Source organism: Saccharothrix sp. ALI-22-I (assembly GCF_001984175.1).
GTDB lineage: Bacteria > Actinomycetota > Actinomycetes > Mycobacteriales > Pseudonocardiaceae > Actinosynnema.
This window is the reverse complement of record NZ_MTQP01000069.1, coordinates 296,065-311,802: the sequence shown is the minus strand read 5'-3', so window position 1 is coordinate 311,802 and position 15,738 is coordinate 296,065. Positions and strand designations below refer to the sequence as shown.

Annotated in this window: 2 protein-coding genes; both read left to right on the top strand. The window is 74.1% G+C overall.

Going from position 1 to position 15,738, the window contains the following annotated elements; genetic code table 11:
* Positions 1–369 precede the first annotated feature (369 nt).
* Positions 370–1,698, top strand: coding sequence for a serine hydrolase domain-containing protein (locus tag ALI22I_RS43555; protein ID WP_083752450.1), 1,329 nt, complete (start codon positions 370–372; stop codon positions 1,696–1,698).
* Between the two features lie 91 nt (positions 1,699–1,789).
* Positions 1,790–15,730, top strand: a complete 13,941-nt coding sequence (locus ALI22I_RS43550) for a non-ribosomal peptide synthetase (RefSeq protein WP_077011440.1) — start codon at positions 1,790–1,792, stop codon at positions 15,728–15,730.
* Positions 15,731–15,738 lie beyond the last annotated feature (8 nt).

Here is a 15,738-nt window from a genome sequence, read left to right as displayed (position 1 = left end):
TGTTGCATCTTCGTGTACCTACGGTGAAATTCCGTTGTTCATCGTTCAAATGTGAATCCCGCTCGATTGTGAATAGTCCGTTTGGCGGTCGCCAAGTCGGGCGAGCGGTCGCAAGCATAGGGTGGTAATTTCGCTGTCGCGTGGACTCGATCGGTTCGGGGTGGGATTTCGGGATGTGCGCATAAGACCTGCCGAAGTGGGTATATGGCCCCCGGTACTCCTGATTCGCCGAGGTCGGGCCCCCAGTCCGCAGGTGTGACCATCCCTTGAGTTCCACCGGGTGCGGACCTGCGCGGATATCGGGCACCGTGCTGCAGGCGGAATGTTCAGCCGGCAAGCGGTAGGGCTCGCCAGTGAGGAAAGAGAGCTGTGGAAGACTTAGGACGAGCTTTTCAGAGAGCGGTGCGCGTGCACGACGTCCCAGGCGCGCAGTTGGCCGTGCTGCGCGACGGCAGGGTGTGGGAGTTCGTGTTCGGTGAGGAACGACACGCCTCCGGGCGTGCAATGGGGCGCGACACCAAGGTGCCGATCGGCTCCATCACGAAGGCCTTCACGGCGACCCTGCTGATGGTGCTGGTGTCCGACGGCGACGTCGACCTCGACGAACCCGTCGCGGAGTACCTGCCGGAGGTGCGACAGACCGGTGGCGGGCTCGCCGAGGTGCTGACCACCCGCCACCTGCTCAGCCACACCGGGGGGCTGTGCTCGGAGGTCGTCGCGCCGTCCGCCGACGCCCGACCGCCTCTGGCGGCGTCCCTCCTGGAACTTCTGCACGCGCCGGGGGAGGGCTTCTCGTACTCCAACGCCGGCTACGCCCTGGCGGGCCGCCTGGTCGAGGTGGCGACCGGGATGACGTGGTCGGAGGCGGTCCGGACGATCCTGCTGAAGCCGCTGGGCATCGCCCCGGCCTTCATCGTGGGCGCCGGTGCCGCGGCGTCGTCCATCGCGCACGGCCACACCGTGAACCGCGTCCTGCGCCGGGTCCGCCCCGTGGAGCAGGAGTTGTCGCCGATCGAGGCGCCGGCGGGTGGGCTCGCCGCGAGCGCGGCCGACCTGGTCGAGCTGTCCCGGATGCACCTGCGCTCCGAGCACGGCGGGACCGACCACGGCCTGGTGGCCCCGGCCGACCTCGTCGAGATGCGCCGCCCCGTTCCCGGAGCCGAGCCGTTCGGGCTGGCCGACGGCTGGGGGTTGGGCTTGGCGCTGTTCCGCAGCGGCGACACCGAGTGGTTCGGCCACGACGGTACGGCCGACGGCACCTCCTGCCACCTGCGCCTCGACCCCGAATCGGGCACCGTGGTGGCGCTCACGGCCAACTCCGCCACCGGTGCTGCCCTGTGGCGGCAGCTCCTCCCCGATCTGCGGACGGCCGGTCTCGACGTCGGCGAGCACGCCACCTCGGTCGACCTGGGCCGCCGGGTGCCCATCCCGCCCGGCTGCGCCGGCGACTACGTCAACGGCGGCACCGCCTACTCGGTGGTCGTCCAGGACGGCGAGCTGCGCCTCGTCGTCGACGGGGACACGGCGGCGCGGCTCACCTCCCACGACGGGCTCGTCTTCTCCGTGACGGACCCGGCCAGCGGCGAGACCGGTCACCCCGGACGCTTCCTCCGTGACCCGCGCAGCGGCGTGATCGATCGCATCCAGGTCGGCGGTCGGATCGCGAGCCGCCGGCAGCGCGCGCGAGAAGTGGCCTGACCGCAGGACCGCCGCCCGGCGCGGCACCCATCCCCCACCCCACCCGTGCTCCTGCGGCGCCCTGCCGCGCCCAAAAGAGGTTTGGACAGCGATGACGCCCCCGGAAACCGCCCCTGTCACACCGTCGACCGCCGGCCCTCGTTCCCGTGAAGGCGGAGCTCCGCCCGCCGCGGTCCCCACGATCGTCGACCTGTTCGCCGAGCAGGTGCGCAGGACCCCCGACGGCGTCGCCGTGGTCGCGCAGGGCGTGGAGTGCGCGTACGCCGAGCTGGACGCCCGCGCCGGCCGCCTGGCGCGCCGCCTGCTGCACCTGGGGGTGCGGCCCGAGCAGTGCGTCGGCGTGCTGGCGGACCGCTCCGCGGACCTGGTGGCCGCCCTGCTCGCCGTGCTCAGGGCCGGCGGCGCGTACGTGCCGCTGGACACCCGCGCGCCGGTCGGTCGGATGAACACGGTCCTGACCGAGGCCGGGGTGTCGGTGCTGGTGACCGACCGCGCTTGGCAGGCCACCGCCGAACGCATCCACGACGGCCACCTCGTCGTGATCGACGACGGGGACCCGGCCGCCGAACCGGGAGCCGCGATCCCCGTGGCGGTGCATCCGGACAACCTGGCCTACGCCATGTTCACCTCGGGGTCGACGGGCACGCCCAAGGGTGTGGCGGTGCGGCACCGGGACGTGGTGGCGCTGGCCTTGGACTCCCGGTTCCGCAACGGCGCGCACGAGCGTGTGTTGTTGCACTCCGCGCAGGCGTTCGACGCGACCACTTACGAGATGTGGGTGCCGTTGCTCAACGGTGGCCGCGTGGTCGTGGCCCCGGCTGGCGATGTGGACGGTCGGGTGTTGCGGGAGGTGATCGGCCGGCACGGCGTGACGGGGGTGTTCCTGACCTCGGGCCTGTTCCGGGTGTTGGCACAGGACGACCCGGCCTGTTTCGCGGGGTTGCGCGAGGTGTGGACCGGTGGTGACGTGGTGCCGGCGGCGGCGGTGCGGCGGGTCCTGGAGGTGTGTCCCGGCCTGACCGCGGTGGACGTGTACGGCCCGACCGAGACCACTACGTTCGCCACCTCCCATCCGATGACCGACTCCGGTGCCGTCCCGGACGTGCTGCCGATCGGCCGCCCGCTGGACGGCATGGCCGCCTACGTGCTCGACGAGGACCTGCGGCCCGTCCCGGTCGGCGTGCCCGGCGAGCTGCACCTCGCGGGCGCCGGCGTGGCCCGCTGCTACCTCGGCCGTCCCGCGCTGACCGCCGCCCGGTTCGTGGCCGACCCGTTCGGCCCGCCCGGCTCCCGCATGTACCGCACCGGCGACCTGGTCCGGTGGAACCCGCAGGGGGAACTGGACTTCGTCGGCCGCGTCGACGAGCAGGTCAAGGTGCGCGGCTTCCGCATCGAGGCCGGCGAAGTCGAAGCCGCCCTGGCCCGGCACCCCGGCGTCGCGCAGGCCGCCGTCGCCGCCCGGTACGACCACGTGGGGACCAAGCGCCTGGTGGCCTGGGTCGTCCCGGAGGGCGACCGGGCCCCCGCCGACGGTGAGCTGCGGGAACTGGTCCTGCGGACGTTGCCCGACTACATGGTGCCGTCGGCTTTCGTCACCGCGGACCGCCTGCCGCTGAGCGCCAACGGCAAGGTCGACCGCAAGGCCCTGCCCGAGCCCGACTGGCAGGCCGCCCCGCGTGCCGGGCGCGTGGCGCCCCGCACCCCCACCGAGACCGCCGTCGCAGTCGCCTGGGCCGAGGTCCTGGGTGTGGCACCGGACCGGGTCGGCGTCGAGGACGACTTCCTGGGCCTGGGCGGCGACTCGATCCAGGCCATCCGGGTGGTCTCCCGGCTCCGCTCGGCGCTCGACGTGCCCCTGTCCTCCGGGGACGTGTTCAACGCCCGCACCGTCGCCGGGCTCGCCGCGCTGGTGGCCGAGCGGCAGCCCGCCGGCGCGGACGACCGCATCGCGCCCGCGCCGCGCGACGCCACGCTGCCGCTGTCCCCGGCCCAGCAGCGGTTGTGGTTCCTGCAGCGGCTCGACCCCACCGCCACCGACTACAACACCGGCGTCGGCCTGAAGCTGTCCGGCCCGCTCGACGAGGACGCACTGCGGGCCGCCCTGGACGGCCTGGTCGAGCGGCACGAGACCATGCGCACCACCTTCGACGAGGTCGACGGCCGGGGTGTGCAGGTCGTCGCGCCGCACGGGACGGTGCCGCTGCGCGTGGTCAACCTGACCGGGGTGGCGCACGCCGACCGCGACAGCGCCCTGGACCGGGTCTTCACCGAGGAGTTGACCACCCCGTTCGACCTGGGCCGCGGCCCCCTGGCCCGCGCCGTGCTGGCCCGCCTGGCCGACGACGAGCACGTGCTGCTGCTCGACCAGCACCACATCGCCACGGACGGCTGGTCGGTCCGCGTGCAGGTCGACGACCTGGTCGAGCTGTACCGGGCCGCGCTCCGAAGAACCGCACCCGACCTGCGCCCACTGCCGGTGCGCTACGCCGACTTCGCCGTGTGGCAGCGCAACCGCCTCGACGACCCGGCCGTGGCCGGCGAACTCGACCACTGGCGCGACCGGCTCGCCGGCCTGGAACCGCTCGACCTGCCCACCGACCGGCCCCGGCCCGCGCAGCGGACCACCTCCGGCGCCGTGCACCGGGAGGCCCTGCCCGCCGAGCTGGTGCGGCGCCTGGCCGAACTGGGCCGCGCCGACGGCGCCACCCTCTTCACCACCCTCGCCGCCGCCGTGCAGGTGCTCCTGGCCCGCTACACCGGTCGGCGCGACATCGCCGTGGGCACCGCCTCCTCCGGCCGCGGCAGGCCGGAGCTCGACGACCTCGTCGGCTTCTTCGTCAACACACTCGTCCTGCGCTCCACCGCGGATCCCGCCACGCCGTTCCGGGACTTCCTGGGCCGGGTGCGCGCGATCTCGCTGGACGCGTTCGCCCACGACCAGGTGCCCTTCGACCGGCTCGTCGACGAGCTGCAGCCCGACCGCGACCCCAGCCGCACGCCGCTGGTGCAGGCGCTGGTCGTGCTCCAGCAGGCGATGGTGGAGCCGACCGCGGTCGACGCGCTGCGCGTCGAGGAGCACCACCTGCCGCGCCCGCGCGCCCGGTTCGAGCTGCTGGTCGAGTTCTGGCCCAGGGGCGATGCGCTGGACGTGGCGCTGGAGTACAACACCGACCTGTTCGACGCCGCCACGGTCGAGCGGCTGGCCGGTCACCTCAAGGTCCTGCTGGACGCCGTCGCCGCCGACCCGGACCGCCCGCTGGGCGATCTGCCGCTGCTCGACCCCGCGGAACGCCACCGGGTCCTGGAGGAGTGGAACGACACCCGCCGTGACCTGTCCCCGGCGACGATCACCTCCCTGTTCACCGCGCAGGCCCGTCGTACGCCCGACGCCACCGCCGTGCTCGCCGACGGCGCCTCGCTCACCTACGCCGAGCTGGACGCGCGGGCCAACCGGCTCGCCCGCCACCTGCTGCGCCGCGGCCTGCGCGTCGAGGACCCGGTGGCGCTGCTGCTGGGCCGGTCGGTCGACCTCGTCGTGGCCGAGCTGGCCGTGGTCAAGGCCGGAGGGACCTACGTGCCGCTGGACACCAGGTCACCCGCCGAGCGGCTGGCGGTGCTGCTGGCCGAGACGCGGGCCGGGATCGTGCTGATCGACCGGGCGTGGCGGGACACCGTCGCGTCCGTCCACGACGGTCACGTCGTCGTCCTGGACGACGCGGACCTGTCGGCCGAGCCCGCCACCGCCCCGGACGTGCCGCTGCACCCGGACAACCTGGCCTACGCCATGTACACCTCGGGCTCGACCGGTGTGCCCAAGGGTGTGGCGGTGCGGCACCGCGACGTGACCGCCCTGGCCCGCGACTCGCGCTTCCTCGGCGGCGCGCACGCACGGGTCCTGCTGCACTCGGCGCCCGCGTTCGACGCCACCACCTACGAGTTGTGGGTGCCGCTGCTCAACGGCGGCAGCGTCGTCGTCGCCCCGCCCGGCGACCTCGACGCGGACCTGCTGCGCGACCTGGTCACCCGGCACGGCCTGACCGGCCTGTGGCTGACCGCCGGACTGTTCCGCGCCGTGGCACAGGACGATCCGGCCTGCCTGGCGGGGCTGCGCGAGGTGTGGACCGGTGGCGACGTGGTGCCCGCGGCCGCCGCGCGCCGGGTCCTGGGCGCCTGTCCAGGCATCGCGGTGGTCGACGGCTACGGCCCCACCGAGACCACCACGTTCGCCACCGCGCACCGCATGGCCGACGCCGCCGACGTCCCGGACGTGGTGCCCATCGGTCGCCCGCTGGACGACATGCGCGTCTACGTGCTGGACGAAGGGCTGTCGCCGGCGCCGATCGGCGTGCCGGGCGAGCTGTTCATCACGGGCGCGGGCCTGGCCCGCGGCTACCTGGGCCGTCCCGGCCTGACCGCCGAGCGCTTCGTGCCCGATCCGTTCGGCGCGCCGGGGGAGCGGATGTACCGCACCGGCGACGTCGTGCGCTGGAGGTCCGACGGCACCGTCGAGTTCGTCGGGCGCACCGACGACCAGGTCAAGATCCGCGGCTTCCGCGTCGAACCGGGCGAGGTCGACACGGCGCTGTCCGGGCACCCCGCCGTCGCGCAGTCGGTGACCGTCGTGCGCGTGGACGACACCGGCCGCAAGCGCCTGGTCGCCTACCTGACAGCCATCGGCGACCGGCCGGACGCGACCGGGTTGCGCGAGTTCCTGGGCCGCGCGCTGCCCGACTACCTGGTGCCCTCCGCGTTCGTGGTCGTGGACGCGCTCCCGCTCAACGCCAACGGCAAGGTGGATCGCCGCGCCCTGCCCGAACCGGACTGGAGGACCGCCGGCACCGCCCACGTCGCGCCCGCCGAAGGGCCGCAGGCCGTGCTGGCGGACATCTGGGCCGGGCTGCTGGGTGTGGACCGCGTCGGCGCCCACGACAACTTCTTCGAGCTGGGCGGCGACTCCATCCTCAGCATCCAGGTCGTGTCGCGCGCCCGCCGCGCCGGGCTCGCGCTCACCCCCGGCGACCTGTTCCGGCACCCCACGGTGGCCGCCCTGGCCGCGGCCGTGTCCGAGCAGGTGGACGCCGAGCAGACGACCGCGGACCAGGGCCAGGTGGTCGGCGACGTGCCGCTCGCCCCGGTGCAGCGGTGGCTGTTCGCCACCAACCCCGACCACCCCGGCCACTTCGCCCAGTCGCTGACCGCGGAGCTGACCGACGACGTGGACGTGGCGGCGCTGCGGCGGGCGCTGGAGGCGCTGCTGGAGCACCACGACGCGCTGCGGATGCGGTTCGAGCGCACCGACGACGGCGGGTGGCGGCAGCACAACGCCCCGGTCGAGCGGGGCGACGTCCTCGACGTCCACGAGGTGTCCCCGGCCGACGAGGAACGCGTCCGGGCCGTCACCACGCGGGCGCACGCGGACATCGACCTGGCGAGCGGGCCGCTGGTGAAGGCCGCGCTGTTTCGCGCGGACGGACACCGCCCGCTGCTGTTCCTCGCCGCCCACCACCTCGTCGTGGACGGCGTGTCGTGGCGCGTCCTGTTGGAGGACCTGGCCTCCGCCTACGACCAGGCGGCCCGCGGCGAGCCCGTCCGGCTGGGCGCGAAGACCACCTCGTTCAAGGAGTGGGCGCACCGGCTGGTCGAGCACACCGCGAACGGCGGGTTCGACGACGAGCGCGACCACTGGGCGGAGACCGCCGCGGTGGACCCGTCCCTGCCCGTCGACCACGACGGGATCGGCACCGCGGGCTCCACCCGCACCGTAGCCGTCCGGCTGGACGCCGGGACCACGCGGGCGTTGTTGCAGGACGTGCCGGGTGTGTACCGCACGCAGGTCAACGACGTGCTGCTCAGCGCGCTGGGCCGGGTGCTGGTCGACTGGACCGGGCGCGACCGGGTCGTGGTGGACCTGGAGGGGCACGGCCGCGAGGACCTGCTCGACGGCGTGGACCTGTCCCGCACGGTCGGCTGGTTCACCTCGATCTTCCCGGTCGCGCTGGAGGTCCCGGAGAGCGGGGACTGGGGAACAGTGCTCAAGTCGGTCAAGGAGCAGTTGCGGGCGGTGCCGCGCAAGGGCATCGGCCACGGCGCGCTGCACGAGCCCGGCGTCGACGGTCCGTGGATCAGCTTCAACTACCTGGGCAGGCTCGACTGGTCCGCGGTCGAGGGCGGGCTGGTGCACGCCGTGCGCGGCAGCCTGGAGCTGCACGGCGCACCGGAGGCGCCCCGCCCGCACCTGCTCGACGTCGTCGGCGTGGTCGAACGCGGCAACCTCGAACTGACCTGGTACTTCAGCGACCGGGTGCACGACGAGGCGACCGTGCGGGCCCTGGCCGAGCGCATGGCGGAGGCGCTGCGGGACATCGTGGCGCACTGCGCGCGGCCCGGTGCCGGTGGTCGCACGCCGTCGGACTTCCCGCTGGCCGGGCTGGACCAGGCCGGTGTGGACCGGCTGGTCGGCGACGGCCGCGACGTCGAGGACGTCTACCCGCTGACCCCCATGCAGGCCGGCATGGTCTTCCACGGCCTGGTCGACCGGGACACCTCCGGCGCCTACTTCAACCAGGTGCACTTCCGCCTGTCCGGGGTGACCGACCCGCGGGTGCTGGGCGAGGCGTGGCAGCGGGTCGTGGACCGCAACCCGGTGCTGCGCTGCGAGATCGCGTGGGAGAGTCTGCCCGAACCGCTCCAGCTCGTGCGCCACCACGTCACCCTCCCGGTCGCGCACCTCGACTGGACCGGCCTGGACGACGCCGGCCGCGAGGAGGAGCTGCGCCGGTTCCTGGAGCGGGACCGCGCCGCCGGTCTGGACCTGGGCACGGCGCCGCTGATGCGCGTGGCGATCGCGGCGCTGTCGCACGACGAGGTCCAGGTCGTGTGGACCTTCCACCACGTGCTGCTCGACGGCTGGACCGCGGCGCAGCTGTTCACCGAGGTCTGCGAGCACCACGCGGCGATCACCCGCGGCGGCTCGGGCCCCGCGACCGCCCGGCGCCCCTTCCGCGACTACGTGGACTGGCTGGCCCTGCAGGACGGCACGACAGCCGAGCGGTACTGGCGCCGGGTGCTCGGCGGGTTCGACGAGCCGACCCCGCTGCCCTACGACCGGCGCCCGGTCGAGGCCCACCGCGCCGCGTCCGGCGGGACCGTCCGCTTCGACCTGACCGCCCAGCAGACCGAGCGGCTGCGCACCGCCGCGCAGCGCAACGGCCTCACCGTGAACACCGTCGTGCAGGGCGCGTGGGCCCTGCTGCTGGCCCGCTACAGCGGCACCTCCGACGTCGTGTTCGGCACCACCGTCTCCGGTCGGCCCGCCGACCTGGCGGGCGTCGAGCAGATGGTCGGCATGTTCATCAACACCGTGCCGACCAGGATCGCCGTCGACCGGGACCGCGACCAGCTGTCGTGGCTGCGCGAACTCCAAACCGACCAAGCCGAGGCGCGGCGCTTCGAGCACGTGCCGCTGTCGAAGCTGCGCGCTTGGAGCGATCTGCCCGGCGGCTCGAACCTGTTCGACAGCATCCTGGTCTTCGAGAACTACCCGTTCGACGAGGACGCCATGGCCGCGCACGGCCTGCGGTTGCACGACGTGCGCGCCGACGAGCCGACCAACTACGCCCTCACCGTCGTCGTCTCACCGGGTCCGCAACTGGTCGTCGAGCTGGACCACGACCCGGCGCTGTTCGACGCGACCACGGTCGAGCGGCTGGGCCGGCACCTGCGGGCACTGCTGGAGGAGGTGCTGGCCGACCCGGACCGGCTGCTGCGCGACCTGCGGATGCTCGACGACGCCGAGCGGCGGCAGGTGCTGGTGGAGTGGAACCCCACCGGCCGCGACTACCCGGTGGCCACGCTGCCCCGGCTGTTCGCCGAGCAGGTCGCCCGCACCCCCGACGCCGTCGCCGTCACCTGCGAGGGCCGCAGTCTGACCTACGCCGAGCTGGACGACCGCGCCAACCGATTGGCACACGTCCTGGCCGGGCACGGCGGCGCGCCCGAGCGGTACGTCGCGCTGCGGCTGCCCCGCTCGATCGACCTGGTGGTGGCCGTCCTGGGTGTGCTCAAGTCCGGCGCGGCGTACCTGCCGATCGACCCGTCCTACCCGGCCGACCGGGTGGCGGGCATGGTCGAGGACACCCGGCCGGTGCTCACGCTGACCGAGCTGCCGGACCTGTCCGGCGTGCCCGCGACCGCGCCCGCGGTGGATCTGCGGCCCGGGCACCCGGCCTACGTCATCTACACCTCCGGCTCCACCGGCAAGCCCAAGGGCGTGGTGATCCCGCACTCCAACGTGGCGCGGCTGTTCTCGGCCACCGACCGCTGGTTCGGGTTCGGCCCCGAGGACGTGTGGACGCTGTTCCACAGCTACGCCTTCGACTTCTCCGTCTGGGAGCTGTGGGGGCCGCTGCTGCACGGCGGGCGGCTGGTCGTGGTGCCGCACGAGGTCTCGCGTTCCCCGCGCGACTTCGCCAGGCTGCTGGCCGACGAGCGGGTCACCGTGCTCAACCAGACGCCCTCCGCGTTCTACCAGCTCATCGCCGAGAAGCCAACGGGGCTGAGCCTGAGGTGGGTCGTGTTCGGCGGCGAGGCGCTGGACGTGCGCAAGCTGGCCGCCTGGGACGGTCCGGGCGAGCTGATCAACATGTACGGCATCACCGAGACCACCGTGCACGTCACGTGGACACCCGCCGACGGCACGGTCGGCGAGCCCATCCCCGACCTGCGCGTGTACGTCCTCGACGACGACCTGCGGCCGGTGCCGCCGGGCGTCACCGGCGAGATGTACGTCGCCGGGGCGGGCCTGGCGCGCGGTTACCTCAACCGGCCGGGGCTGACCGCCTCCCGGTTCGTCGCCGACCCGTTCGGTGAACCCGGCACGCGCATGTACCGCACCGGCGACTTGGCGCGCTGGCGGGACGGTCGGCTGGACTACCTGGGCCGGGCCGACCACCAGGTCAAGATCCGCGGCTTCCGCATCGAGCTGGGGGAGATCGAGGCGGCCTTGGAGGCGCACGACGACGTGGCCGAGTCGGTCGCCGCGGTCCGCGAGCACGCCGGGCGCAAGTTGATCGTCGGCTACGTCGTGCCCGCTGCGGGCCGCACCGCGCCCGCCGCCGGGGGACTGCGCGGCTTCCTGGCCCGCTCCCTGCCCGAGCACATGGTGCCCTCGGCGTTCGTCGCCCTGGACCGCCTCCCGCTGACCGGCAACGGCAAGCTGGACCGCAAGGCGCTGCCCGCGCCCGAGTGGGATGCCTCCGGTTCCGGGTACGTCGCGCCGCGCACCGAGGCCGAGCGGGTGCTCGCGGAGATCTGGGCGCAGGTGCTCGGGGTCGATCGCGTCGGCGTCGAGGACGGCTTCTTCGAGCTGGGCGGCGACTCGATCATCAGCATCCAGATCGTCTCGCGCGCCCGGCAGGCGGGGTTCGCCCTGGTGCCGCGCGACCTGTTCACGCACCCCACGGTCGCCGCGCTGGCCGCCGCCGCGTCCGCCGCCGACGCGGTCGAGGCGGTGCCGCAGGGCCCGGTGACCGGCGAGACGCCGCTGACCCCGATCCAGCACTGGTTCCTCGACACCGAACCGCCCCGGCCCGAGCACTTCGACCAGTCGATGCTGCTGGAGTTCACCGACGACGTGGACGTGGCGGCGCTGCGGCGGGCGCTGGAAGGGCTGCTGGTCCACCACGACGCGCTGCGGATGCGGTTCGAGCGCACCGACGGCGGGTGGCGGCAGTACAACGCCCGGATCGAGCCGGTGGACGTGCTGTCGGTGCACGACGTGGCCGACGAGGAGCGGCGGCGGGCGGTCGTGGCGCAGGTGCACCGCGGCTTCGACCTGGGCAACGGGCCGCTGCTGCGCGCGGCGCTGCTCGACGACGGGGCCGGCGACCGGCGACTGCTGCTCGCCGTGCACCACCTGGTCGTGGACGGCGTCTCCTGGCGCGTGCTGCTGGAGGACCTCGACACCGCCTACCGGCAGGCGCTGCGCGGCGAACCGGTCGACCTCGGGGCGAAGACCACGTCGTTCCGGGACTGGGCGCACCGGCTGGCCGAGCACACCGCGAACGGTGGGTTCGACGACGAGGCCGACCACTGGGCCGTCACGGCCGGCGACCGCGACGTGCCGGTCGACCTCGACGGGGCCAACACCACCGGCACGGTGCGGGGTGTCACCGTCGAACTGGACGCGGAGACGACGCGGGCGTTGTTGCAGGACGTGCCGGGCGTGTACCGCACGCAGGTCAACGACGTGCTGCTGAGTGCGCTGGGTCGGGTCCTGGCGGAGTGGACGGGCCGGGACCGGGTGGTGGTGGACCTGGAGGGCCACGGCCGCGACGGCGACTTCCTCGACGGCGTGGACCTGTCCCGCACGGTCGGCTGGTTCACCTCGGTGTTCCCGGTGGCGCTGGAGGTCCCGGCGACGGACGACTGGGGACGCGTGCTCAAGTCCACGAAGGAACGGCTGCGGGCGGTGCCGCGCAAGGGCATCGGCCACGGCGCGCTGCGCCACCTGCGCGGCGGCGGTACGACCGGGCACCCCGCGGTGGCGTTCAACTACCTCGGGCAGTTCGCCGCCGCGGCGGGCGGGACGGCGGTGCGCGCCGTCGGCGGGCTGGGTGCCGACGGCGCCCCCGACACGCCCCGGCCGCACCTGCTCGACGTGGTCGGCGCTGTCGAGGACAAGCGGCTCAAGCTGACCTGGTACTTCAGCGAACGGGTGCACGTCGAGTCGACCGTGCGCGGGCTGGCCGAGCGCATGGCGCGGGCGCTGCGCGGGATCGTGGCGCACTGCGCCCAGCCTGGTGTCGGTGGTCGTACGCCGTCGGACTTCCCGTTGGCCGGGTTGGACCAGGCCGGTGTGGACCGGCTGGTCGGCGACGGGCGCGGCGTGGAGGACGTCTACCCGCTCACGCCGATGCAGGCCGGCATGGTCTTCCACAGCCTCTCGCAGGCGGAGGAAGGTCTTTACACCGAGCAGATCGCGTTCGTCCTGGACGGCGTCACCGACACCGCCGTGCTGGCCCGCGCCTGGCGCGAGGTCGTGGAGCGGACGCCGGTCCTGCGCAGCCGCGTCGTGTGGGAGGGCGTGGACCGCCCCCTCCAGGTCGTGGAGCGCGACGTCGAGGTGTCCATCCGCGAGCTGGACTGGAGCGGCCTGCCCGAGGACGAGCACCGGCGCGCGCTGCGCGAACTGCTCGACCGCGACTCGGCCGAGGGCCTGGACCTGGGGACCGCGCCGCTCATGCGCCTGGTGCTGGCCCGCGTCTCGGCCACCGCCGTGCGGGTCGTGTGGACCTTCCACCACGTGCTGCTCGACGGCTGGAGCACCTTCCAGGTGTTCACCGACGTCTTCGCCTGCCACGCCGCGCTGACCGCGGGCCGCCGTCCCGAGCCGGTCGCGCGCCGCCCGTTCGGCGACTACCTGCGGTGGCTGGACCGGCAGGACCCGCGGGAGGCCGAGCGGCACTGGCGCGGAGTGCTCGACGGGTTCCGCGCCCCGACCCCGCTGCCGGTGGACCGCCCCGCCGAGCAGGGCCACGCCGGCGGCTCGGCTCGGTGGATCACGTTGACCCTGCCGGGCGCGGACCTGAGGGCCTTCGCCCAGCGCAACGGCCTGACGGCCAACGCCGTCGTGCAGGGGGCCTGGGCGCTGCTGCTGTCGCGCTACAGCGGGCAGCGCGACGTGTGCTTCGGCTCCACCGTGTCCGGCCGCCCGGCCGACCTGCCGGGCGCGGACTCCATCACCGGCATGTTCATCAACACCCTGCCGGTTCGGGTGGACGTCGACAACGACGAACCGGTCGCGGCGTGGCTGCGGCGGTTGCAGGCGGCGCAGGCGGAGTCCCGGCGGTTCCAGCACGTCTCCCTGGCCGAGCTCCAGGGCTGGAGCGACGTGCCGGGCGGGGTGGACCTGTTCGACAGCATCCTGGTGTTCGAGAACTACCCGGTCGACGACGAGGCCGCCGCCGAGCACGGTCTCGCGCTGCGCGACCTGCACGCCGTGGAGACCACCAACTACGCGCTCAGCGTCGGCATCCGGCCCGGCGAGGAGATGGCCGTCGAGCTGGGCTATGACCCGGCCCTGTTCGACACCGCCACGGTCGAGCGGATCGCCGGGCACCTCACCCGTGCGCTGGAGGGCATGACCGTCGACCCGGACCGCGCGCTGGGCCGGGTCGACGTCCTGGACGAGGCGGAGCGGCGGCTCGTCCTGCCGGCCCCGGCCGACCGGGACCTCCCGGAGGGCGCGGTGGCCGACCTGTTCGCCGCGCGGGCCGACCTGACCCCGCACGCCACGGCTGTGGTGGCGGGTGGCACGACCCTGACCTACGCCGAGCTGGACGCCCGTGCCAACCGGCTGGCGCACCGGCTGATCGCCCTGGGCGTGCGACCGGAGGACCGCGTCGGCGTGCTGCTGAACCGCTCGGTGGAGCTGGTGGTCGCGGTGCTCGCCGTGGTCAAGGCGGGCGGCGCCTACCTGCCGCTGGACGTTCGGGCGCCCGCCGACCGGATGCGCCTGGTCCTCGACCAGGCGGGGGCGGGCGTGCTGCTCACCGACCCCGCCTGGGAGACCACCGCCCGCGAGGTCCACGCCGGGCACGTCGTCGTCCTCGACGGCGATCCCGGCGGCCGCGCCGACCGACCTGCGGTCATCGCGCACCCGGACGGCCTGGCCTACGTCGAGTACACCTCCGGATCCACCGGCACGCCCAAGGGCGTCGCGGTGCGCCACCGCGACGTGGTGGCGCTCGCCCTGGACTCCCGCTTCGACGGCCCGGCCCACCGCACCGTGCTGGTGCACTCGCCGCTGGCCTTCGACGCCTCCACCTACGAGCTGTGGGTGCCGCTGCTGCGCGGCGGAACGGCGGTCGTCGCCCCGCCCGGAGACCTCGACGCGGCGCTGCTGCGCGAGCTGATCACCGGGCACGGCGTGACCGCGCTCTGGCTCACCGCGGGCCTGTTCCGGGTGCTGGCCCAGGATTCGCCGGACTGCCTGGCCGGCGTCGCGGAGGTGTGGACCGGCGGCGACGTCGTGCCCGCCCCGGCGGTGCGACGGGTCGTGCAGGCCTGTCCGGGACTGGTGGTGGTGGACGGCTACGGGCCCACCGAGACCACCACCTTCGCCACCGCCCACCGGATGCCCGACCTCGCTTCCGTGCCCGACACCGTGCCCATCGGCGCGGCGCTGGACGGGATGCGCGCCTACGTGCTGGACGACCGGCTGCGGCCGGTTCCGGTCGGCGTGCCCGGCGAGCTGTACCTCGCCGGTGACGGGCTGGCCCGCGGCTACCTCGACCGCCCCGGCCTGACCGCCTCCCGGTTCGTGGCCGACCCGTTCGGCGTGCAGGGGGAGCGGATGTACCGCACCGGCGACGTGGTGCGGTGGCTGCCGCAGGGGGTGCTGGAGTTCGCCGGACGGGCCGACGACCAGGTCAAGCTGCGCGGTTTCCGCATCGAACCGGGCGAGATCGAGGCCGTGCTGGGCGGCCACCCCGACGTGGCCCAGCTCGTCGTGGTGGCGCGCGAGGACACGCCCGGCGTCAAGCGGCTGGTGGCCTACGTGGTGCCCGTCGACCCCGGCCGCGCGCCCGACCCGACCGACCTGGCCGCGTTCACCGGGCGGCACCTGCCCGACTACATGGTCCCGGCGGCGTTCGTCGTGCTCGGCGCGCTGCCGCTGAGCACCAACGGCAAGGTCGACCGGGCCGCGCTGCCCGCACCCGCCGAGACCACGCCCGCCGCGCGGCACGTCGCGCCCCGGACCGACACCGAGCAGGTGCTGGCCGGGATCTGGGAGGACGCGCTGGGCGTGGCCGGCGTCGGCGTCGAGGACGACTTCTTCGCCCTCGGCGGCGACTCCATGCGCAGCCTGCTGGTCACCTCCCGCTGCCGCGCGGCCTTCGACGTGCCGCTGACCCCGCACGACGTCCTCACCGCCCGCACCGTGGAGAACCTGGCGCGGCTGGTCGAGGAGAAGATCCTGCTCGAACTCGAACGAGTCGCCTTCGCTGACGGCGCAATCCCGGAACTGTGAGGAGAGAC

What these genes read in the sequence shown, in the direction of transcription:
- ALI22I_RS43550 (WP_077011440.1), top strand. Translation starts at nt 1,790, where the DNA reads ATGACGCCCCCGGAAACCGCCCCTGTCACACCGTCGACCGCCGGCCCT.